General features: G+C 69.1%; 18 protein-coding genes and 2 pseudogenes. 5 read left to right on the forward strand and 15 right to left on the reverse strand.

The window, feature by feature from the left end; all coding sequences use genetic code 11:
- Both IEZ10_RS40450 and IEZ10_RS29740 read left to right on the forward strand, forming a co-directional pair.
- Positions 1–197: pseudogene (locus IEZ10_RS40450) on the forward strand (IS5-like element ISMt1 family transposase); the annotation flags it as partial.
- A gap of 137 nt (positions 198–334) precedes the next feature.
- Positions 335–1452 (forward strand): annotated as a pseudogene (locus IEZ10_RS29740) (IS630 family transposase).
- A gap of 34 nt (positions 1453–1486) precedes the next feature.
- Here the strand turns inward: IEZ10_RS29740 and IEZ10_RS29745 are convergent.
- Entirely contained in the window at positions 1487–1999 is a 513-nt protein-coding gene (locus IEZ10_RS29745) for a DinB family protein (protein ID WP_229811781.1), read from the reverse strand.
- 116 nt (positions 2000–2115) lie between these two features.
- Here IEZ10_RS29745 and IEZ10_RS29750 point away from each other — a divergent pair, with 116 nt between their 5' ends.
- Positions 2116–2652: a transposase gene (locus tag IEZ10_RS29750; RefSeq protein ID WP_229811782.1), complete on the forward strand. Its 537-nt coding sequence runs from the start codon at positions 2116–2118 to the stop codon at positions 2650–2652.
- Positions 2649–3053, forward strand: a complete 405-nt coding sequence (locus tag IEZ10_RS29755; RefSeq protein WP_189249841.1) for a hypothetical protein — start codon at positions 2649–2651, stop codon at positions 3051–3053. Before IEZ10_RS29750 ends, IEZ10_RS29755 begins: the two co-directional genes overlap by 4 nt.
- A 444-nt stretch (positions 3054–3497) precedes the next feature.
- Here IEZ10_RS29755 and IEZ10_RS29760 read toward each other — a convergent pair whose 3' ends face one another.
- The 11 genes from IEZ10_RS29760 to IEZ10_RS29810 form a co-directional block, all read right to left on the reverse strand.
- Positions 3498–3980 (reverse strand): Dps family protein, encoded by a 483-nt coding sequence (locus tag IEZ10_RS29760; RefSeq protein WP_189249842.1) that lies wholly within the window; start codon positions 3978–3980, stop codon positions 3498–3500.
- A 274-nt stretch (positions 3981–4254) separates the two neighbouring features.
- Complete coding sequence (locus IEZ10_RS29765) at positions 4255–5283, reverse strand: SAM-dependent methyltransferase (protein WP_189249843.1); 1029 nt, start codon at positions 5281–5283, stop codon at positions 4255–4257.
- A 215-nt stretch (positions 5284–5498) separates the two neighbouring features.
- Entirely contained in the window at positions 5499–6191 is a 693-nt protein-coding gene (locus IEZ10_RS29770) for an SDR family NAD(P)-dependent oxidoreductase (RefSeq protein ID WP_189249844.1), read from the reverse strand.
- Positions 6192–6320: 129 nt separating this feature from the next.
- A complete protein-coding gene (locus IEZ10_RS29775) occupies positions 6321–6644 on the reverse strand; it encodes a putative quinol monooxygenase (protein WP_189249845.1) in 324 nt (107 codons plus the stop codon).
- A 66-nt stretch (positions 6645–6710) separates the two neighbouring features.
- Positions 6711–7535, reverse strand: a complete 825-nt coding sequence (locus tag IEZ10_RS29780; RefSeq protein WP_189249846.1) for an alpha/beta fold hydrolase — start codon at positions 7533–7535, stop codon at positions 6711–6713.
- 160 nt (positions 7536–7695) lie between these two features.
- The gene (locus IEZ10_RS40345) at positions 7696–8013 is read right to left on the reverse strand and encodes a helix-turn-helix domain-containing protein (protein WP_308426322.1); all 318 of its coding nucleotides are present in this window, start codon (positions 8011–8013) and stop codon (positions 7696–7698) included.
- Positions 8014–8942: 929 nt separating this feature from the next.
- A complete protein-coding gene (locus tag IEZ10_RS29790) occupies positions 8943–9494 on the reverse strand; it encodes an NUDIX hydrolase (RefSeq protein WP_189249847.1) in 552 nt (183 codons plus the stop codon).
- 154 nt (positions 9495–9648) lie between these two features.
- Positions 9649–9906: a hypothetical protein gene (locus IEZ10_RS29795; RefSeq protein WP_189249848.1), complete on the reverse strand. Its 258-nt coding sequence runs from the start codon at positions 9904–9906 to the stop codon at positions 9649–9651.
- 267 nt (positions 9907–10173) lie between these two features.
- The gene (locus tag IEZ10_RS29800; protein WP_189249849.1) at positions 10174–11841 is read right to left on the reverse strand and encodes a protein kinase domain-containing protein; all 1668 of its coding nucleotides are present in this window, start codon (positions 11839–11841) and stop codon (positions 10174–10176) included.
- A 473-nt stretch (positions 11842–12314) separates the two neighbouring features.
- Positions 12315–13649 (reverse strand): serine/threonine-protein kinase, encoded by a 1335-nt coding sequence (locus IEZ10_RS29805; RefSeq protein ID WP_189249850.1) that lies wholly within the window; start codon positions 13647–13649, stop codon positions 12315–12317.
- A 183-nt stretch (positions 13650–13832) separates the two neighbouring features.
- Positions 13833–17045: a WD40 repeat domain-containing protein gene (locus IEZ10_RS29810; protein WP_189249851.1), complete on the reverse strand. Its 3213-nt coding sequence runs from the start codon at positions 17043–17045 to the stop codon at positions 13833–13835.
- Between the two features lie 372 nt (positions 17046–17417).
- Here IEZ10_RS29810 and IEZ10_RS29815 point away from each other — a divergent pair, with 372 nt between their 5' ends.
- Positions 17418–17621, forward strand: coding sequence for a hypothetical protein (locus IEZ10_RS29815; RefSeq protein ID WP_189249852.1), 204 nt, complete (start codon positions 17418–17420; stop codon positions 17619–17621).
- Positions 17622–18089: 468 nt separating this feature from the next.
- Here IEZ10_RS29815 and IEZ10_RS29820 read toward each other — a convergent pair whose 3' ends face one another.
- The 3 genes from IEZ10_RS29820 to IEZ10_RS29830 all read right to left on the reverse strand — a co-directional run bounded on the left by IEZ10_RS29820 (position 18090) and on the right by IEZ10_RS29830 (position 22460).
- The gene (locus IEZ10_RS29820; protein ID WP_189249853.1) at positions 18090–19688 is read right to left on the reverse strand and encodes a hypothetical protein; all 1599 of its coding nucleotides are present in this window, start codon (positions 19686–19688) and stop codon (positions 18090–18092) included.
- Positions 19689–20141: 453 nt separating this feature from the next.
- On the reverse strand, positions 20142–21296 hold the full coding sequence (locus tag IEZ10_RS29825) for an IS701 family transposase (protein WP_189249963.1): 1155 nt from the start codon (positions 21294–21296) through the stop codon (positions 20142–20144).
- A gap of 138 nt (positions 21297–21434) precedes the next feature.
- Complete coding sequence (locus IEZ10_RS29830; protein WP_189249854.1) at positions 21435–22460, reverse strand: hypothetical protein; 1026 nt, start codon at positions 22458–22460, stop codon at positions 21435–21437.
- Positions 22461–22681: the final 221 nt, after the last annotated feature.

Consider the following 22681-nt stretch of genomic DNA (forward strand, 5'->3'; position numbering starts at 1 on the left):
GGTCAGCAGGCGGGCGGCCCGTCACCTTCGATCCCGGGCGCTACCGGCGGCGCAACACCGTCGAACGCTGTTTCCAGAAGATCAAGACCTGGCGCGGCCTGGCTACCCGCTACGACGAAACCCCGGAGAACTACGAGGCCGGGCTCCATCTCCGAGGCTCGATCATGTGGCTGAAGCTCCTCACCTCAACCACATGATCCGAACCTCAAACAGCTCCTAGTGCGTTGACCGGAAATGATCACCGGGTGGGTGACACGCCGTCGGGCTTGCCGGGTTCGGGCGGGTTCTGCTTCCAGACTCCACCCTGTAGGGATCGAGTCTGCGGAGGTGGCGGGTGGCAGAGCCGGTAAGGGCTCGACGGCTGGACGATCACGAGGGGCAGTACCTGCAACGCATCGTCCGGCGGGGCAAACACGGATCGATCAAAGTCCGTAGGGCGTTGATCATCATGGCGTCGGCGTCCGGACCCCGGCCCCGGCGATCGCCCGGCTGGTGGCGGCCGATGAGGACACGGTGCGGGACGTCATCCACGCCTTCAACGAGCGGGGTCTGTCAGCACTGGACCCTAACTGGGCGGGAGGCCGTCCCCGCCTGCTGACCAGCGACGACGAAGCATTCGTCATCGCGACGGCCAAGATGCGCCCGGCCAGTCTGGGCCGTCCGTTCACGCACTGGAGTATCCGCAAACTCGTCGACTACCTCGCCATCTGCCCCGACCGGCCGATGCGGGTCGGGCGGGAACGGCTGCGTCTGCTGCTGCATGAACACAAGATCTCCTTCCAGCGGACGCGGACCTGGAAGGAATCACGCGACCCCGACAAGGACGCCAAACTCGACCGGATCGAACACGTCACCACGCACTACCTGGACCGGTGCTTCGCCTTCGACCAGTTCGGGCCCCTGTCGATCCGGCCCTGCCACGGCACGTCCTGGGCGCCGGAGGGTAAGCCCGACCGACTGCCGGCGACCTACCACCGCACTCATGGCGTCCGGTACTTCCACGGCTGCTACTCCCTGAGTGACGACCATCTCTGGGGCGTCAACCGGGAGCGCAAGGGCGGGGAGAACACCCTCGCGGCGTTGAAGACGATCCGGGCCCGCAAACCCGACGGCGCACCCATCTACGCGATCATGGACAATCTGTCGTCCAACAAGACCCCCGCGATCCGCGCGTGGGCGAAAAAACACAAGGTCGAGCTGTGTTTCACACCCACCAGCGCCTCATGGGCCAACCCCATCGAGGCCCAGTTCGGGCCCTTGCGGAACTTCGTGATGGGCAACAGCGACCACCCCAACCACACCGTCCTGGCCCGGAAACTGCAGGACTACCTGCGCTGGCGTAACGCCAACGCCCGCCACCCCGACGTCCTGGCCGCCCAACGCCGCGAACGCGCCCGCATCCGCAGCGAACGCCAGCAACGCTGGGGCCGACCACGCCGAGCAGCGGCATGATCAACCCCGGTGAGCGCACTAGCGTTCACCGAGTTCAGTGATCTGCGGCCGGTCGGTCGTCGTTGACCAGCCACTGCCGCCCGTCGATCAGCTCCCGGACCGCGTCGAGCTGTCCGGCGTGCGTCGCAGTGTCGACGATCACGTGCATCAGCACTTCGCGCAAAGACCCCAGCCGCCATGACCCCGAACCGAACATCTTCGTCGGCCACCAGGCCAGCACGGCATCGATCGCCGTCGCCCCGATGACCCTGTTCGACTGCTCGATCGTCTGTCGATACCGTGCGAGCACGTCCGCGCCGGAGAACTCCTCGGGGACCTTCCAACCGAACTCGCCGGCCACGAGCGTGTCGATGACCTGGCGATCGGCGGCCATCGCTCCACGGAACCAAAGCGCCTCGGACCAGGTCAAATGGTGCACCAGGTCGCGGGGTGACCAACCGGACGGCAGCACCGCCTTGCGTAGGTCCCCCTCGCCAAGGCCGTCCAGGATGCCCAGGACGTGCTTGCGCTGCGAGTCCAGGTAACCGAGCAGTGTTTCGCGCTCCACAGCCTTGCTCTCCCCCGATATTTGTGGATTTCAGACCATACAACAACGAGATCGGCAACCGCATGGATCAACGTGAGCGCGGTCAAGCTGGCGCGTTGTCCGCCCGGTGAACGTTCATGGTCACCGCACTAGCCGACCCGAGCCTGGTGGTCCTGGACACGCAGAGCATCCACGTGGCCGTCGGCGTCCCGGCCACGACGACGGGCCGGGACGCCGCGAAAAGGGTGCCGGGCAGGAAGAGATGCCTGGCCGTGGACGTGTTGGGGCTCGTCGTCGCGGTCGTCGTGCTCGCGGCCTCCACGCACGAGAACACCGCCGGCATCGCCCTGCTGGACCAGGTCGCCGGGCAGAGCGGCAGCGTGAAGAAGTCCCTGGTCGACCAGGGCTTCAAGAAGAGGGTCGTCGAGCACGGCAAGAAACACGGTATCGACGTCGAGATCGTCGAGCGCATCCCGGACGACAAGGGCTTCGTTCCGCAGGCCAAGCGGTGGGTCGTGGAACAGACGAACGGGATCCTGATGTTCTACCGCCGTCTCGTACGCGACTACGAACACCGGCCCGACTCCTCCCGCTCCCGCGTCTTCTGGGCGATGACCTCCGTCATGAGCCGCCGCCTCACCGGAGCCACCATCGCCTCCTGGAGGACCGCATGAGCGAGAACCCGCAGGTCAAAGCCATCCTGGAACACCTCGAAGCCCGCGAGCGCGAACTGGCCGACCAGGCCGAGCAGTTCCGGGTCCGCATCGAAGAACTCACCCGGCAGCTCGGCGAACTCGCCGCGGAAAGCGAGGACCTGCGCATCACCCGCAAGACCCTCCTCACCCTCCCGCTGCCCTCACCCGCCACCGGGCCGGACCGCCCCGCCTACCAGCAGATCCTCACCGCCCTAGCTGACACGAGCCGGCCGATGCGCGCCCGCGACCTCTGCCAGGCCCTCGACCTGCCGATCCTCCCCAAGAACACCGAAGGCATCCGCTCCAAACTGAAACGCCTGGTCAGCCGGGGCATCCTCATCGAACCCGAACCCGGCTTGTTCGCCCGCCCCGATGCCTGAGGGCCCCCCACCCACGACCAGCGGTCCTTCCCCAACCTCAACCACGAAACGGACAAGAGCTCACGTTCCGCACTCTAAGAACTCCTATCGGAATGACTTCAGGCGTCGCCAGCAGATGATTGCGCATCCGAGGGTGAGGAAGGCGACCGGACGGCGGAACTCCTGCGCACCGTGGCGCTAGGGTGAGAAGGCGTCCGCCCACCGGGCGACGGACCTGGCCGGGGCTTCACCGGCACGGCTCTCCACGACTGTTTGCGACGTGACTGTACCGATGCCTTGTGCGCATCATCCGGGGGCCCTCGCCGCTCGGGCCCGTGTGCCGTCTCTGCGGATCGGGAACACGCGCTGCCCGGTGGGCGAAGTCCCTGGCGTGTCGGGATAGGGGGTGTCGTCACGGGCCCCCCCTTTTTGGGCGTGTTGCGGATGGTGGGCGTGGTCCGCCGTTCAGTCCGTCTGAGAGGCGTCCTCGGCCGCGAACATCCAGCGCTGCTTCTCGAGTTCGGCGGTGATCGAGATCAGGAGGTCCTGGGTGACCGGGTCGGCCCTCTCGGTGGCGTCGATGCGCTCGCGCAGCCGTGTGGCGGCGGCCCCCAAGGTCTCGACCATCATCTCGACGGCGTCGTCGTCGCGTATCCAGCCGTCCTTCGGGCCGGGCAGCGCGAACGCCGAGGCGATCGTCTCCGGCCGGCCGTCCGGCGGGAGACCGAGCGTCGCGGCCCGTTCGGCGACCGTGTCGGCGGCCTCGCGGATCACCGTCACCAGTTCGTCGAGCTGCAGGTGGAGGGAGCGGAAGCGATGCCCCACGATGTTCCAGTGCGCCTGCTTCCCGATCAGCGAGATCCCGAGGAGATCCACGAGGGTGTTCTGCAGCGCGCTCCCGGCGACCTGACGGGCCGTATCGGGAATCGTGCTCTTCATGACTGTCATACGGCGGTTCTCCTTGCGTAATCGTCTCCGGCGATACGGAGCAGCGCGACACGTTCCGGTGGCGGGGTGAGCGGTGGGCCCGCTCCCCGGGCGTCGTCGTGGCGTGGGTTCAGGCGGTGTGGAGGGTGATGGCGGCCTGGGTGGCGTCGGTGTCGCGCAGGGCGTTGAGCATGAAGAAGTGGTGGATGATGCCCGGATAGCGGGTAACCCGTCGACCACAAGGTGGATCTGGTGGTCGACGTCCCTGCTTCGTGTTCCACCAACTCGGTGGTTCTCACTGCCCGCGACGGCCGAGTACGAGCCGACCGACCGGGGTGGGCACGACCTCCACGCCGGTGAAGCCGCCGGCCCGCAGCTCCGCGGCCAGGTCCTCCGAGCTCACAACAGGCGGGACCCCGCGGCAGTCGGCGACGAGCGCGTCGAGGGATGCGCCCAGGCGGGCGGACGTCGAGTCGTCGGCCGGCGCGGCGAGTTCCTGTGCGAGAAGCAGACCGCCCGGGGCGAGTGCGCGCCGGATGGCGGCCAGGGTGGACTCGCGGGTGTGGCTCGGGAAGAATGCCTGGGCCCAGTAGCAAACACCGTAGACCGCATCGTCATCGAGCTCCTGGGCATTGGAGTGCCGGATGTCCAGGCGTGGGGCCACACCGGCGGCCTGGGCACGTTGCCGCAGTTCCTCGACGACGTCGGAAGCACGCTCGACGGTGACAGCATGGAGGGCGGGGTACTCCACCAGCGCACTCAGCACGGCTCCGCCGACCCCGCTGCCGACGTCCAGCAGGGGGCCGCCCGCGGCCAGCCGGTCACGGTACGCCGGGAGCGCGTCGTAGGCCATCACGAACATGCTGCGCGCGGCCGCGGTGGGCCGGACGCCCCAGTCGCGGGCGATGACCAGCGCGTCTGACTCCCAGTCGTACGCGGTGGGCGGGGAGAAGGCGGAATGCACCCGGTCGAGTGCCGCGTTCGATGCCTCCAGCACGGTCGCCAGTTCCACCCCGGAGGCGCCGGCGTGCAGAGCGCCGAACTCCGGACTCAGCACGAAGGCGGGCGAGGAGTCGTCGGCCTTTCGGACCACCCCGGCAGCCTGGAGTACCTCGATGATCCGGCGGGCCCGGTCGGTAGTGATGTCACTGACGGTGGCGAGGGCCTCCGCGGTGATGGGCCGGGTCAGAAGGTCGAGCGTTTTCGTCTCCGATGCCGCCTGCAGCAGAGCGAGCAGCTCGGCCCCCTGCGCCCACTGCTGTATCTGTGCGCGCCCGGCGAAGGCCGCCTGTAGGGCGCCGAGTTCCTTGAGTCGTTCGTCCATCGTGATCTTCCTTCTCGTGGGGTACCGATCGCTGCGACCGCGAGATCGACGCGGGGCTGGTGGTCCGATCCGGGGGTGTTCCCCGTGCCGGACAAGGTGGTCTCAGGGGCTTGGCGACTGAGTCCTGCTTCTCTCGGTGAGGGCCCGTGGGCCCTCACCGGTGCGCCGGGTGGGGTGTGGTTGCCAGGACTGTCGCGGGGTGGGGCCTGCCGCCGTCACCAGGGGAGTGCGCCGGCGCGGTCGGTCACCGTGCCGGTGGGGGTGTCGGGCCCCAGGGTGGCGATACGCACCGCCGCCTCCGCGCCCTCCTCGACGCTCTGCCCGATGTGGCCGGTGAGCTCGGTCGCGGTCTGGCCGGGGTCTACCGCGTTGAAGCGGACGTCGGGGATCGTCCTGGCGTACTGCATGGTCAGCATGGTGACCGCGCTCTTCGACGAGCCGTAGGCGGCGAGCGGATACTGCGACTCGACCCGCTCCGGGTCGTGGGTCAGCGTGAATGACCCCAGACCGCTGGTGACGTTGACGACGGACGGGGCGGCCGCCTTCCGCAGCAGGGGCAGGAACGCGTGCGTGACGCGCACCAGGCCGAAGACGTTGGTTTCGTAGATGCGGCGGATCTGGTCGGCCGTCATGTCCTCGGGTGCGGTCACTTCGCCGAGGATCCCGGCGTTGTTGACGAGGATGTCCAGGTGGCCGGCCCGCGTGCGCAGCGTCTCGACCGCCGCGCCGACCGACGCGTCGTCGGTCACGTCCAGCTGGACGAAGCCGGCGCCGAGCCGGTCGGCGGCCTTGCGGCCGTTCCCGGCGTCCCGGGCTCCGATCCAGACCGTCTGGCCGGCCTGGACGAGTCGGCGCGCGATCTCGTGGCCGAGGCCCCTGTTGCCGCCGGTGATCAATGTGGTGGTCACGTCGTGTCTCTCCTGTGCGTGTCGTCGGAGCGGGTGCTCCCGGAAAGCGGTCACCGGGAGCACCCGCGGGATTGGTTCGTGGCGGTGCGCTCCGTCGGCGTCGACGCCGACGTCGGCGGGCGTCCTGCTCTAGTGGGCGGGGCGGAACGGACGCAGCAGGCGGATGCCGTCCTCGATGGATCCGTCGATCAGTTCGAGCATCTGCGGGACGAGTTCCCGCATCCGGGGCGCGGCGAGGTGTGCGTCGAGGTGGGCGCGTGTCTCCCAGCGTTCGTAGATGACGAACTCGCCGGGTCGGCCCTCGACTTCGTGGGACTCGTAGTCGATGTTGCCGGGGTCGTTGCGCGAGGGGGTGACGGCGGCGGTGATGAACGCCTTGAGGTCGTCCTCCCTGCCCGCCTTCGCTTTCGCGTCCCAGACGATGGTCACGTAGCCGGTGGGTGTTGCGGTCATGGTGATTCCTTTTCTGTTCCGAGTTGTGTTCCGTGCTGACGGGCTGTGTGTCGGTACCGAGCCGGGTCAGCTCTTGATGAAGTCAAGGAGGTCGGCGTTGACGGTGTCGGCGTTGACGGTGCACATGCCGTGCGACAGGCCCGGGTAGACCTTCAGGTCCGCGTGCTCGACCAACGTGACCGCCGGCCGGGCGGAGTTGGCGATCGGGACGATCTGGTCGTCGTCGCCGTGCAAGAGGAGCGTGGGCACGTCGATCGCCCGGAGGTCGTCGGTGAAGTCCGTCTCCGAGAACGCTCTGATCCCCTCGTAGTGCGCCTGCGCGCTGCCGGCCATCCCCTGGCGCCACCAGTTCTGGATGATGCCCGGGGAGACGTCCGCGCCCGGACGGTTGAACCCGTAGAACGGCCCGGAGGCGATGTCGAGGTAGAACTGGGAGCGGTCGGTGGCCACGCCCTCGCGGAAGCCGTCGAAGACCTCCACCGGCAGCCCTGCGGGGTTGGATTCCGTTTGGACCATGAGCGGCGGGACCGCTGCGATGAGGACGGCCTTGGCAACCCGGCCGGCACCGTGCCTGGCAACGTACCGGGCGACCTCTCCGCCACCGGCGCAGTGGCCGACGTGGACGACGTCGCGCAGGCCGAGGTGCGCCACCACGGCGGCGGCGTCCGCCGCGTAGCGGTCCATGTCGTGCCCGTGACCGACCTGGGCGGAACGCCCGTGCCCGCGGCGGTCGTGGGCGACGACGCGGTAGCCCCACCGGACGAGGAACAGCAACTGGGCGTCCCAGTCGTCCGAGCTCAGCGGCCAGCCGTGGTGGAACATGACCGGCCGGCCCGAGCCCCAGTCCTTGTAGAAGATCTCGACTCCGTCGCCGGTGGTGACGAACGGCATGGTCCGCTCCTCGTGGTCTCGCCCGGGTACCGGGCCGATTCGATGTCTCCACGAGAATGGCTCGGCCACCGTGCTGACAGCCTCCGTCAGCTGACTGACATCCGGCCGACGGCTCGCTTACGTCAGTACCGGGGCAGTGCTGAGACCCGACCGGTAGCTCTCACAGCCGGGTGGCCGGAGGCTCGGGAGGCAGCGCCTCCAGAGCGTCGCGGAGCCCGGCCCGCGACGTGATCCCCAGCTTCGGGAACACACGGTAGAGATGCGACGACACGGTCCGCGGCGAAAGGAACAGACGCGACGCGATCTGCGGGTTCGACAGCCCCGTCGCCGCCAGCCTGGCGACCTCCAGCCCCTGACGGCGCAGCCTCTCGCCGTACGCCAGATGAGCACGGCCTACCTCGAAGGGCCACTGCTCGACGCCCGGCAGCCCGAGCGCCTCCTCGAAGCACCGGACCATGTCCTCAGCAGCCGATGTCATCGCCGTGACCGTGGCCGCGCTCAACGCGAACCGCGACAAGAGGTGACCGACACCGGACGGATCGAGCCAGGTCACCGAGATGGTCGCCGGGGCCCATCTCGTGAGACCGGGCCAGCGGGAGGCTGGAGTCCAAGAGCGCCGGGTCACAGGTGGGGTAGAAGCCCTCGGCCTGGAGTATGTCGAAGGCCCGGGTCACCACCCGCCGCTGTTCGGCCGGGTCGGTCATGGCCGAGGGAAGCCGGTAGTAAGGCTCACCGCCGACCGCTACGGCGGAGACGAAGCCCGCGCGGTGGAGCACTGAGCCGGCGGCGCGGTCCTCGGCGGATCGCTTCCGGATCGGGCGCGGAGGTACGCCGAGTCGGTCCAGGCGCGCGTCGACGGCGGCAAGGAAGGCCAGTATGGGCTGGCGAAGTGGAAGGGCATGCTGAAGTGTTCTGCCAGGGCGGTGCCGGTTTCCATGGCTTCCTGCGCCTCCGGCCAGGGCGGTACCTGCCCGTTGAGGACCCGCAGATCCGCCCCCTGACGGATGCAGGTCAGGTCAACCTCGTGCTGCGGGTCGTCGAGGGGAGCGATGAGCACCACGACCCAGCCGTCGGTGTCCCCGTCCCCCCGCTTTACCGGCACCGAGGTTTACCCCTGTCGATCACACCCTTGATCCATTGGCAGAATGCCCTCTGTCCTGCAGATAACGCGTTCAACGGTGCACAGAAGAAGCGTGGTATTGGACTGCGGCAGCGGGGTACCCCTGCTGCCGCACAGCGGCGTCCGCCTGACCGAGTTGCGGAACTACGACCCGCGCCGCTCCTGATCTTCGGCGCTCCCGGCCACGGTGCAGAGCCGCTGTCAGCAGTTGAGGGTCTCCGCCTCGAAACCGATCCTCTCACCACCGGACACCTCACGGCCATGCTCAGCGGCAGGTGCGCGTAGGGTCAAACGGTCGGCTTCAGGTATCCGGCGGCGGTCAGTCCCGTGAAGGCGATGTCGGCGTCGGTCAGCTGCCCGCCGAGCACATGCCGGACGAACTCGCCGACCGGAATCAGCACCGTCTCGACGAACTCGCCGTCACCCGGGTCCGGCTCAGCGACTCTCCGGCATCCGCGGGCCAGGACCGCGTGGCGGCGATGCGAGGCGTAGGACGCCAGAAAGGTCTGCATGACCACCTCGAGCGTCGCCGCCTCATAGCCGGTCTCCTCCAGCAGCTCCCGGGCCGCCGCGACCTCGACCGGCTCATCGCCGTCAGCGTTTCCGCCCGGCAACTCCATCAGGACCTTCCCCGGCCCCGGCCGGTACTGACGGGCCAGCACCACCTGCTCGTCCTCGGTCACCGCGACGACCGCGACGGTCGCACCGCCCACCAGGATGTCCCATGTGTCCTCGCGGCCATCCGGGTAGCGGTACCGGTGACCACGGACCGTCAAGAACCCCGCCGGCCCGTCCAGCTCCCCCAGCCGCGTCCACTCACCGACCCTGACCTCACCCACAAGCCCCACCCTAAAGATCAACACGCCCTCAGCGGTAACGCATCGTCAACGACGACGGATGAGACGACGCCCCCCGCGCGCCTGCGATGACAGCGCCCCCTTCCCGGCCGGGCCACGGCGGAAAGGGACGCTTGGCGCTCGCTCAGGCCCGCTTCTACCGCCACTGGCCGTTGCTGTAGCGGGCGCAGGTGTAACGGCGGCCGGTAACCTTCGCATACCCTGCCTTGCCGTGCGCGGCCTTCGGACAGTACGCGCCCGGCGTGACGCAGTTCCAGTGGTTGCCGGACCGCTGGTAGGTGCAGGCGGTCGCCACGGCGCTGGAGGCGTCGGCGGCCGGGGCCAGGCCGGCCACGGACGGGGTGAGGAGCATGGCACCGGCCACAGCGGCGGTGGCAAGCAGACGTCTGAGCACAAAGGTCTCCCTGGGAGTTCGGGGGGATGCAAACAGACGTAGGACGCCCCAAGCGGCCGCCGGATTGCCCGCAGCCTGGAGCTCCACGTCAGCGCTCCGGCCTGCCGGCAACGCTGACGGCCGCGCTCCAGCGATGATTGGGGCTCATCGCACGGACCCGAGCGGAGAGCCGCAATCAACACCATATGGGCCTGTAAGCACCACCACAGGAACGCCCCAGAATCTTCGATTCGGGACGCTCGACAGCCGACGTGCGGGGCTCGGCCGTCAGCTGTCGAGTCTGGCCGCCTGCATGGCGCCCAGCCGCCGCACGAACCGGGCGGTGACGATCGCCGTCGGTACGACCAGCATGTGCACGGCCACGCTGGCCCAGGTCTCCCACGTGTATTGGTACCTGTAGCGGACGGAGTCCGTATCGAGGAGTGTCGTCCACTTGATCCAGAACAGGGGCCAGGTCAGGAAAGTGATCAAGCAGAAGATCCACCATGCGCGCAGGAGACCGGCCGGGACGGTCGTCCCGTCCCGTCCCGGGGGGCTGGAGGCGTGCCAGACGTCGTCGGCGATCTGCTTGGGCAGCCACAGGTTGGCGATCGGGATGAGCCAGCCATACACGGCCATGGAGGGCCCGTAACGCAGCCGGCCGGGTGCGAGCCGTTCGGCGACGACGCGTACCCGGTGGAACCACAGCAGCCACGCCGCCGCCAGCCCCAGGCCGGAGACGATCTGAGCCAGCCACATGATGGTGGCATCCCACTCGTAGGCATCGAACAAGCGGATGAGGTCCGACTCCTCGGGGTACCGCGATCCGGCTTCGTCGAAGACGTAGAACTGGTGAACCACCGTGCTCACAGAAACCAGGGTGAAGAGGGCAAGCAGCACATGGGCGGCGATCTGGTAGCCGGTGGCGGAGTGCAGGGGGTCACGGCCGCGCATATGGCGGCGTTCGTTGACCAGCAAGGGCTGGGGTGCCCCCGGCGGATTCGCGTGGCCGGACGGTGGCGGTGCCATCGTTCGGGGGCCGCCACCGTCGGTCGCGGTGGCCAGGTCGTGAAGAGCGGTCAGCGCCAGGGTCCGGCGGTCGGCGATGACCTGGGTGAGCGCCTCAGGCAGCCACCGCCCCTGGTCGGGCGAAGCGAGCGCGGTGAGCCGGGTCAGCACCTGCTCCAGGCTGGGCCGGGCGGCGGGGTCCTTGGCCAGGCAGGCCGCCACCAGAGCGGCCAGGGAGGCGGGCACTCCCTGAAGATCGGGGTCGGCGTGCACCACGCGGAAGACGACCGCGTGGACGGGCCCCGTCCCGAAGGGGCTGTGGCCGGTCACGGTGAAGGCGAGCACGCAGCCGAGCGAGAACACATCCGAGGGCGGCCCGACGTCCCGGCCCATGGCCTGTTCGGGGGACATGAACGCGGCGGTGCCCAGCACGGTGGAGGTCTGAGTGTGGCTGGTGGCGTCCAGGGCGCGGGCGATGCCGAAGTCGATCAGGCGGGGCCCGTCGTCGGAGAGGATGACGTTGCCGGGTTTGAGGTCGCGGTGCACCATCCCGCAGGCGTGCACGGCGGCGAGTCCTTCGGCCAGCCCGGCTCCCAATACCGCGGCCGACTCCAGGGGAAGCGGCCCGTGCTCGTCGACGGCTTGGTGCAGGGAGGGGCCGGGGATGTAGGCGGTGGCCAGCCACGGCCGGACGGCGTCGGTGTCGGCGTCCACGACCTGGGCGGTATAGAACCCGCCGACCTTGCGGGCGGCGTCCACCTCGGAAGCGAAGCGGCGCCGGAAGTCGCTGTTGCCGGCCAGTTCCGGGCGCACCACTTTGACGGCGACCAGGCGCCCACCGGGGGAACGGCCCAGGAACACCTCTCCCATCCCGCCCCCGCCGAGCCTTGCGTGCAGCCGGTAGGAGCCGATGTGAGCCGGGTCGCCGTCGCGTAGGGGGTCGGTCATAGTGGCTCATTCTCGTCGAGATCTTCGCCGGTCGGTGTCGATGATTCCAAAAGAGGGGCCACTGGAATATGGCAGAAACGGGCCGCGCCGGGGCGCGGACCGGACAGGGGGCGCAGACCAAGTAACGCCGAAAGGGACAGTCTCCTGGTCACGGCGGGTGTGTGCGCGAGGATTACGGCTCGAACATGGCGGGATAAGTCCGGCGCGATAGCGGTCACGGGGGCGTTTCCGCAGGCCGGGCTGCTTGATATCAAGCTTTATGTCAACCGGCTGTCCCTTCCAGCCGTACTTGGGCTATGGGCCGCTCACAGCTACTTTGCGGCTGGTGGCACGAACCCGAGCGGAGGGCCCCTCAGTAGCGGCCCGGGAAAGTCCCGATCATCATGCGGGGCCGATGACCTCGTCGCCGAAGACGGCCGCGAGGGCTTTGCCGACCAGGCGGTGCAGAGCCGGCGCGCCAGCTGACGGGGTGATCATGATCGTGTTCGACTTTTGATCGTTTCGCATCGAACGAGGAGTTGCGAGCTCAAGGCCGACCCGACAGCGACGAGGACGACGATGCTGATCAAGGCCAGCGACATCGTCGCGGACTCTTGGGGCAATAGATTCATCTCGTTCCGGAAGATTTCGCCGGCGCCGTGGAAGGCGAAAGCAGTCGCGCCACAGCCGAAGACGAGCCCGGCGACACCGACCACAGCGATGACGATCTTGCCGAAGTTCACCGGCATGAATCGCGCGAGACTGGCGCACACCAAGCCAGCCAGAACGACATCGGCAACGCTGAGCACGACGGCGCCCTCGAGATGCTCGAATTCCCCCCATGTTTCACCGGCATCGGGAAGTCCGGCGACGGCGAGTGCCGTGATGACCGCCAACGCTGTCATGACCCCCATCAGCGCGGTAACCACGACCGGCTGCCGCTTCTTCGGCCAGACCGGCAGGATCTTGGTGTCGCGCCGCACATGGACGGTGGTTGCGGGCTGCTCACCTGCAATGTCTCCTGCCATAGCCAGTGCTTCGTCGACCGTCGGCCTGCCGCCCGGGTCCTTGTCCAGCAGTCGGGTGATGAGCCGCGTGAGCGGCCCGGCTCGTTGCGGCGCTGGCGCCTCCTCCAGGAGTACCGCGGCCAAAGTCGCTTCCTGGGTATCGCGGCGGAACGGCGAGAACCCCTCGACGGCCTGGTAGAGAGTCACGCCGAGGGAGAACAGGTCCCCGGCGGGAAGGCCGTCAATGCCGCGCAACCGCTCGGGTGCCATGTACTCCGCCGAGCCGATGAACATCCCGGTGGCGGTCAGCGCGGAGTCAGTGTGGTGGATCGCTGTCCCGAAGTCGGTGAGCAGGATCTTCCCGTTCTGGGAGAGCATGACGTTGGCCGGTTTGATGTCGCGGTGCACGACGCCTTCCCGGTGCGCTGCGCCGATTGCCGTCAGCAGTGCCACAGCGACTGCGATGACCCTGTCCACCGGAAGAGGGCCGTGCTGCTTGATGTGCTCGCTCAGCGAGCAGCCGTCGATCAGTTCCATGACGATCCAGGGAAGACCGTCATCGATGACGACGTCGTGAACCGCGACGATGCCGTCGTGTTTGCGCAACCGTGCGGCATTGCGGGCCTCACGCGTGGCCCGCGCCAGCCGCTCGGCTCGTTCGGTTTCCGGCATCTCCGGCGGCAGTTGCAGTTCCTTGATTGCAACGTCTACGTCGAGGGTCTCGTCGCGAGCCCGCCAGACCCGCCCGAAACCACCGGATCCCAGTTCGGTGGCAAGCCTGTAGCGCCTGCCGACCACGTCACCGGCCAGCCTCGAAGTCATGCCCCGTCTCCCGCCATCGCGCTTGGCCCGAACAGTTGATCAGAGTACAAGCCCCCATCATGGTCAGTGGGGTTGCCCTCAGCAGCGGCTGCGAGGGTTTTGTGGACGACACCGACGGAGACCTTCACCCAGGCGGCGACGGTGCGGATGGATTCCCCGCGCCGGGGTGGGCCTCGGCTGACCTCATCGAACGGCCGGGCAGTTGGGCTGACGGTACCGCTCATCGGGGATGTATCGCCGCCACTCCTCGGGAGTGAACGGCCGGCCCGCGATGTCGCACGCCGCTCGCAGGAGACCCTGAAGGTCGTACGGCAGTCCGACATTCCAGATCCGCACCGTGTCGTCGACTCCGGCGGAGGCCACGCGTTTGCCGTCCGGGCTGAACGCCACCGAGCGCACCCCGTCGGTATGTCCGATGAAGGGAGCGCCGACCTGCTTTCCAGTGGCCACATCCCACAGCCGCACCGTGCCGTCCTCTCCGGCGGAGGCCAGGCGGGTGCCGTCCGGGCTGAACGCCACCGAGGCCACTATGCCGGTGTGTCCAGTGAGGGGGGCACCGACCTGCTTTCCAGTGACCACATCCCACAACCGCACCGTGCCGTCCTCTCCGGCGGAGGCCACGCGTTCGCCGTCCGGACTGAACGCCACCGAGGCCACTATGCCGGTGTGTCCAGTGAGGGGGGCACCGACCTGCTTTCCAGTGACCACATCCCACAGCCGCACCGTGTCGTCATATCCGTCGGAGGCCAGGCGTTTGCCGTCCGGACTGAACGCCACCGAGGCCACCGGACTGGCGCTTCCGGCGAGGGGCGCGCCGACCTGCTTTCCGGCGGCCACATCCCACAGCCGCACCGTGCCGTCCTCTCCGGCGGAGGCCAGGCGGGTGCCGTCCGGACTGAACGCCACCGAGGCCACCGGGCCGGTGTGTCCGGCCAGGACAGCACGTGCCGGTCTGCTGAGAAGTGCGGCCAGGCTCACCCGCGCCTCGCCGGTGTCGGCGATGGCCTGCGCCGCAACGGCGAGGCGCGCCGAGGTCTCCGGGTCGTCGGGCAGGACTTGGCTGTAGGCGGCCGCCTCCCGGGAGGCGGCCTGGGCGCTGCGGGCCAGCGCCAAGGCGCTCTGCTGTTTGGCCGCTTGGCCGGAGCGCACCGCGGCCACCGCGGTGATGATCGCGACCACCAGCAGCCCCGCCAGCACCGTGAACCGGAGCCGCTGGCGGCGCCGGGCCCGGGTGGCGGAGAGAGTGCCGGCGTGCAGGAAGGCCGCGGCGGGGCCGGGTAGGTCGAACCCGTCGTAGCGGTCCGGGTCGGCCCGCCAACGCGCGACGGCCTCCTCGGCGGCCTGCAGGCGAATCCCGCCGTACAAAAACGACGCATCCCGGCCGCGCCGATCCCACTCATCAGCGTCCTGCAGGATCTCGGTGTGCAGAACGCGGTCGGCGCGCTCGTCGGCCAGCCAGCCGCGCAGCCGCGGCCAGGAGCCCAGCAGCACGTCATGGGCGATCTGGACGCGGCCGGCGTCGACGACGACGAGCCGCCTTCGGGCGAAGACCTCCAGCACCTCATCGACCGCGGCGCGCCCGCCCGGGGGGCGGCCGGTGTGCAAGGCGGCGCGCTCGACGGTACGGCGGGCCAGCGCACCGTCACCGGTGACGGCCGTCAACCGCTCGAACACCCGCCGCGCCGTCTCCTTCCGATCCGGGGCCAGATCGGTGTAGACGGCATCGGCGCTGGAGGCCACCGCCTTGGTCACCCCGCCGGTACGGGCGTACCCCCGGCTTGTGAGCCGGCCGTCCTCGCGGTGTTCCCAGACGGTCAGCATGGTCTGCGACAGCAGCGGCAACGCCCCCGCCTCATACCCGCCGCCCGCGGCGCGCAGCTCGCTGAGGATGACATCGACCAGGCCGGACTCGATGGCCAGACCGGCGGCGTCGGCGGGGCCGGTGATCGCCCGCCGCAGATCCGGCTGCGTCATCGGGCCGACGACGAACGCCCCGTCCCGCAGGGCCGCGGCCAGGTGCGGGTGGGCGGCGCAGCGGTCGACGACGTCGCCGCGCACCGCGAGCACCACCAGCGCCGCCGCGGCGCCGTGCGGCCCGCCCGGGACGGTCGCGGCCGCGTGCAGCGCGGCGACGAACGCCTCCCGCTCCCCCACGGCCCGCTCATCGGCGTCGGAGACGAGGGTGAAGATCTCCTCGAACTGGTCGACGACCAGCACCAGCCTGCCCCCGGCCACGGCCGACGACGGCAAGGTGCGGCGGCGGGCATCGGCCTCGACCGCCTGGCGCACCAGCAGCGGCGCCTGCCCGGGATCCTCGCGCAGGCCGCGCACCACCTCAGGGGCCGAAACACCCGCCAGCGCGGCCAGCGCGGCCGCCAAAGCGACCAGCGGGGAGCCGGCCGGCTCCAGGACCTGCACCGGCCAGTGGCGGGCCGCCGCCGTCAGCTCGCCCCGGCCGATCGCCGGCAGCAGGCCCGCGCGCAGCAGTGAGGACTTGCCCGCCCCCGAGGCGCCGGTCACCACCACCAGTCCCGGGGCGGCCAGCCGCCGGGAGACGGTGGTGAGCAGTTGCGCGGTGGTCACCTCCCGGCCGTGGAAGACCTCGGCGTCGGCCTCGCCGAAGGGCACCAGCCCCCGATACGGGCACTTGTCCCTCCAGCGCGCCCGGGCGGCGCCGGGTGCGCCGCCGGGGTGCTGCCGGGGAAGCTCCGACACCAGCTGCAGCAGCAGCCGGATGTCGGTCGCCTGCCGGTACTGCAGATCCACCACCAGGCCCAGCTGCGCCCCCTGCACGTCCTGGCCGTCGCGCAGCACCCGCAGCTGATCTTCGACGGCGGCCAGCGTGAAGGCGAACTCGGCGAACTCCCGGCCCAGGCCGGCCAGGCCACGGGTCAGATGCTCCTGCAGGTCGCGGTCCCCGGCCTGGATCGTCGCCTCGATCGCGGCGCCGACCGCGCCGACCTCCTCCAGCAGATGCGCGATCTCCGCACGCAACTCCTTCGCCTCGGGCCCGCCGCTCTCCAGGATCCGCTGGATACGCCGCTCCAGCTCCGCCTCCAGCGCCTGCCGCGGCGACTCACCACCGCCGGCACCGTCGCCGCCGTTCTCACCCAGGCGGGCGATGCCCGTTTTGACGATGTCGGTCAGCAGGTTGCCGCCGACCGCGGTGGCCGCTCCGAGCATCGCGGCCCCCGCCGTGGCCTCACCCGGCTCCAGGAACGCCCCGAACGCCCCCGCCGACAGCAGCGCCAGCAACGCCGGAGACGACCAGCGGCGCGCTCCGGAGACCGGGGTGCGGGCCAGCCGCGCCACCCGGGCCCGCACCCCGGCCCGCATCAGCTCCGACCGAACCTCCCGCCCCTCCCCCTGGTGCTCCTGGTGCTCCTCAGCGCTCACCCCGCCACTATCACCCACCCAAGGCCGGAAAGTCCGCACAATCCCCGATCATCTGCCGCCCCGGAGACGAAGGGCCGCGGTTGCTTTCCCGGCCCGCAGCACGACGAGCCCACAGACGGCGAAAACGACACGGCGAACAGGGCGGCCTGCCCCTCGGGGACGGGGAGCGTTCGCCGCCGGGCGTCGGTGCGCCCGACGCCCGGCGGCTTGTCCATCCACGGCATCCGCCACAGCGTGGCCACCGCCCTGCTGGACGCCGGCGAGGACTCCGGCTGCTGGTGGAGACCGAGGGCGCGATGTCGGCCGCGGAGGGCCTCGCCCGCCGGATCGACGACGGCGGCCCGGACGAGTCGACGCTCGCCCACTCGCTGTATGTCCGGTACTGCGTGCAGGACAGCCTCTCCCGGGTGGTCCCGCGCGGTCGACCTGCTCGGCGACCTCGGTTCCACGGCCTCGGAAGAGGTCGGCCACTTCGCCACCTACACCAATGGGCTGGACTCGCATCCGCCGGCACGGGACCAGATGACCGGTCCGCTGGCGGCGTACCTGGTCGACGGGCCGCTCACCATCGCCTGATCCCAGGCGCCCGACAGCGCCTTCGGCCGCGCCCACCGGCTGCAGGTCGTCGGCATACATCAGGACCGCGAGCAACCCCCTCACCCGGCCGCGCCACGTCGATCAGGCGAGGCACTGACGCTCACTCCTGCCCGCCGTCGCCGTGCACAGGCCTTTCGCGGATGGAGCGGCTTACCGCCACCGGCTGTTTCGCCGTTCCTCCACCCCGGGAGGGCTCGCCGCCGGTGCCATTTTTGGCCGACGGCGTCCCATGTCCATGATCACCGTCGGTCGCGGCCGGGGCGGCTCTCCCCTCCTGGGTCCGGTGAGGGGGCGCACGAGCCGCTGGAGCGGGCCAGGCGCGACGCGCTTGCCAGGGCACTGGTGATCAACGCGTCTTACCTGCATCAGCTCCACGACGACATGGGCGCGGAGCATCCTTCGGGACCATGTCGTGTGCAGGGGTTGTTTGCACGAGCGGTGGTGAAGTCAGGAAGTTTCGTAGCCGACCCAGTCGATGTGCCAGCCGAGCCGCTCGGCATCGTCGAGCGTCATGGGTACGCCGTCGCGCCATCTGAGGACAACACTGAAGCTGGTGGCAGTGGCGTTGTAGATGGCAGTGGTGCGGAGGTCATGCTCGCCGTAAAAGTCACCTCCGAGAGCGATGAGGTAAATGGGGCAGCTGGTGAACCCGGCTCCGGAGGTATCGACGGTGATGTCGTAGTAATACCCTCCTGTCGGCCTCCAGCCAGACCTAGGGGTGCTCCGTCCTGAGGCCACTCCGTTGACGTTGCGGGCGTACAGGGTGCCCGGGTCGTTGGAGCCGAGTGCGCTCCAGATTTTCATTCCGCCTGGGAGGAACCTGATGTCTCCGTCACCGTCATTAGGTCCGCTCACGTAATCGGTTCTGATGCCGCTGACGTACAGGGTGCCCGGGTCGTTGGAGCCGAGTGCGCTCCAGATTTTCATTCCGCCTGGGAGGAACCTGATGTCTCCATCGCCGTCATTAGGTCCGCTCACGTAATCGGTTCTGATGCCGCTGACGTACAGGGTGCCCAGCTCGCTGGAGCCGCCTGTGCTCCAGACCTTCACCCCGCCCTGGGGGAAGGTGATGACTCCCTCGCCGCTGTTGGGCCCCTCCACATACCCGGTGAGCACGCCGTCGAACACGGCCTTGTCGGCCGTCAACGTCCCCTTCACGCCGGAGCTGTCGGAGATCTCCGCCCCTGTGCCGGCGATGGTGAGGCCCCAGTTGGTCTTGGTCCCCTGAACCCTGGGTGTCTTGATCTCGGTGGTGGCGGTGAGCGTGTCGAGTTCGGGATCGCGCACCTGAACGGTCGTGGTGAGGAAGTGCTGCTGCTGCGTGGTGGGGTCGGTGGCCCTGAGGATGTAGGTGATGGCCCGCTTCGGGGCGGTGGGCGGTGACCAGCTGCCCCCGGAGACGGGGACGAACTGCGGCGCGCCCGGGTACATGATCGCGTAGCTGAAGCCGGTGGACCCCTGCCAGCTCAGCGTGAGCGTGTCACCGGGGTTCACCATGGCCTTGTCCGGATGGAAGCTGTGCGGCGCCGGGAGCTCCTGTGGCGCGGTCTTCGCCAGCGCCACCGCCGCGTGGCTGGTGCTCAGACCCCCGGTCTTGGTTCTGCTGGCCTTCTCGGTCACCGCCAGCACGGCCAGCCCGGAGGTGGCGGCGAGGGCGACGTTCTCCAGCGTCAGCACCATGTAGTCGCCGGGGGCGAAAGGGGTTCTACCGCCAGGGGTGGTGGCCTGGGTGGCCTGGAAGGCGTTGGAGCCCTGCCGCTGGACGTTCACCGACGACCGGGTGCCCGGCGGTGGGCCCGTCCATGTGCCCGGCCGGGTGCCCGGCCATGTGCGGTACTCGCCCTTTGGCTTGATCTTGTTCAAGTTCGAGGTGAGGTCGCCGGCGCCGTTGCCGACGGGCACCTCCACCGTGATCGTGGACCAGTACGCCGGCTGCTGCCCGGTGTTGGTGACGAGCAGGTACACCGTCCCCGTGGACGGCCGCCCGGCCGCTGACGCTTCCAGGGGCGCCGGGTCGGTGAGGACGGTGTAGGTCAGCATGGTCATGGTCACGACTCCCTTTTCGTGAAGGACGGCGCGGGCCGATGACCCACCCGCGGCAAGAGGAGCGGCCGGGCGGGACAGGCGGCGACATGGGGGCGCATCCGAAACCCGCCTGTGACGCGCCGGAGAAGATCACCTCTTGATCCAATCGTCCGGCGTTGGAGCGTGACAATGCCACTTAAGGCGGCCATAACAGGGCGGTCCGGCAATACCATCAGCGTCTTGACGAGCATGGGGACCATGCGTCACCGGCGTCCGTGAAGGCGTCCTGCTCCCGGATGTGTCCTTATTACTGCAACGGCGCTTGTGGGGGCGGATGGCCGCGTCTGCGGTAGTGGGAGCGGCGGGCTTGGGCTTGTCGGCGGCGGCGCCATCGTGACCAGGCGAGGACGTGGTGGGGTGCATGCCGGGGCTGCAGGAGAAGGTGGACCAGCAGACGCCGTGTCTCGTTGACGGTCAAGGGGATGAGATCATGATCTTCTGGTGGGGTGTCGGCGCAGGCCCGATCCCGTTTGCCTGAGTCGCGGTGACTGCCAGAAAAGCGTGGGCCAGCATCGACAAGGTGATGTGCCGGTACCAGCCGGTGTAGCTGCGTACCTGGTAGTGGTCCATGCCGGCCTCGTTCTTGGCCGCCTGGAAGCACTCTTCGATGGCCCAGCGCGATCCGGCGACCCGTAGCAGCTGGTCCAGGCTGGTGCGAGCGGGCCCGTAGCACACGTAGCAGGCGATGTCGTCGGAGTTGGTCAGGGAGCGGCGGGCCAGAACCCAGTGGCCGCGACCGGCCACACGCAGCGGTCGGATCGGTACTCGCGCCCAGGCGTAGAGGCGCTGGCCGTGAGCGCCGTCACCGCACGAGCGGCGTCGCCAGGCCTGCGCGGGTAAGGAGGCCACCAGGTCATCGACCCGCCGCTGCTGCAGCTGCATGCTGACGACGGTGTCGTCGCGCCGGGTGGCCGGCACGTGGAAGACATCGCGCTGCTCCAGCCACACGCGCAGGGATTTGGCCTGGCCGTAGGCTTCGTCGGCGGTGAACCACGTGAAGGGCACCTCGGCTTGCAACGCCCGGGTGAGCATCGCCTTGGCCAGCTGGTGCTTGGTGGCGAATCGCACGTGATCGTCGATACCGGCCTGCCGGCAGCGGGCACGATCGTCGGTCCAGGAAGCGGGCAGGTACAGCTCCCGGTCGATCAACGCCCGCCCCCGCGAGGAGGCGTAGGCGAGGAACACGCCGATCTGGCAGTTCTCGGTTCGGCCCGCCGTACCGGAGTACTGTCGTTGGACGCCGGCGGAGCGCACGCCTTTCTTGAGGAACCCCGTGTCGTCGATGATCAGCACACCGTCACGGTCTGCGAGATGATCCATCGCATAGTCGCGAAGGTCATCGCGCACCGCGTCGGCATCCCAGTCCGCGGTGCGTACCAGCCGCTGCATGCCGTCCGGGCTGATCTGACCGGCGAACTCGGCCAAAGTCCAGCCGTTCTTGCGCTCCAGCCCTGCCAGCAGGCCCCGGATGTAGGCCAGCACTCGCTCACGCGGCTCCGAGCGGGCAAACCGTCCCGCGATCCGCTGATGCAGCTCCGCCAGCCCTGCCGACCACGTCTGAAGGTCCATCACTGCCACGAGACACAAATGATCGCCAAACGAGACGAGCTGCACAAGTGCCGTTGCAGTATTAGCGGTCGGGCTGACGTAACGCCCTCCGATCACCCACGCCGGCGCCGGGCCCGCTCTCCTCGGACGGCCTCAGCCTCAGACGCCGCCGACGTCCGCGACAAACTCTCGCAAGGGCCGGTAACCGTCGGACCAGGAGTTCCTCTCTTCGAGCAGCCGCCTGCCCAGCAGAACAGCCAGCGCCCGACCCCTCTCGTAACGCTCGCCGCTCCACACGCGTAGCCGCTCCAGCGCGCCCTGAACGATGTCGAAGTCGCCCGGGAACAGGTGCAACCCGATCTTGGTGAGCGACGGCTCGCTGTACTTGGTGAAGAACGCCGCGTTCTCGAAGAAGTCCCGTGTGAAGTACAGCTCGTCCATGCGGCTCTCCTCCATCAGGCGTGCGACCACGTCGAGCTCGAACGTCCCGGCCAGCAGTTCACCGATCCGGACGCCGACCCAGGGCACCAGCTCCTCCGGGCCCGTTCCGCGCGGGTGGGACCGCCAGAACGCGTCGCTCAGCACGTTCCCGGCCTCCTCCAGTTCGTTTCGCGCGATGAGGATGTGGCCCAGCAGGTGCCCGGCATACGCGGCGATCATGTCGTTGTCCGATCTCAGCGCCCGCGTCAGTGGCTCCTCCGCCGCCACCAGATCGCCGCTGACGATCAGCAGATTGCCGGTCAGGACGATGGCGAGTTCCTCGTCCGCCTCCGCGTAGAGCGCCCGTGCTGCCTCCTCGTCCCCGGTGAGCTGCGCGGTGACCCCGCGTAGCAGCGAGTGCCCGTCTTCCTCCGGCTCCAGCTCCGCGATCAGCACACCGGCCAGCGGCCCCAGCCACGGGTCCTCACCCGCTGCCACCTGCTCCAACGACTCCCAGCAGGGCAGGCCCGCGCCGAGTTCGATCCCTGCCAGCGCCGCCGCCGCGTGCCCGGCCACGGCTGTGCGACCCTTCCCGGCGATCTCCCGCAATGCGTTCATCGCGTCGTCCAGGTCTCCGTTCCGGTACGCCTCCAACCCTGGCTCGACCTCCGCCGGCACCGGCTCGACCGGATCCAAGGGAAGCAGCGCGGGAAGCTCCAGATCCTTCAGCGGGTACAGGGTCTGCGGCTTGTCGTTCGCATCCATCCCCGGGGCGTTTCCTTCCTGACGGGAGCATTTCCCCCACACCCTGCCACCAAGATCAGACACTTTCTGCCCGCGACAACGATCCCCTCCCCACCCATACCCCCCAATGTCCGCCCCCGGTCGTACGACGACGTACGACTGACATCAAGTCCGCGCGAGCCATTGGCGTTGAGTCCGCGTTTCCACCGGCGAAGACCCCGCGTTCAACACGCGGGGCAGGT

This window comes from Streptosporangium pseudovulgare (genome assembly GCF_014648055.1).
Classification (GTDB): domain Bacteria; phylum Actinomycetota; class Actinomycetes; order Streptosporangiales; family Streptosporangiaceae; genus Streptosporangium; species Streptosporangium pseudovulgare.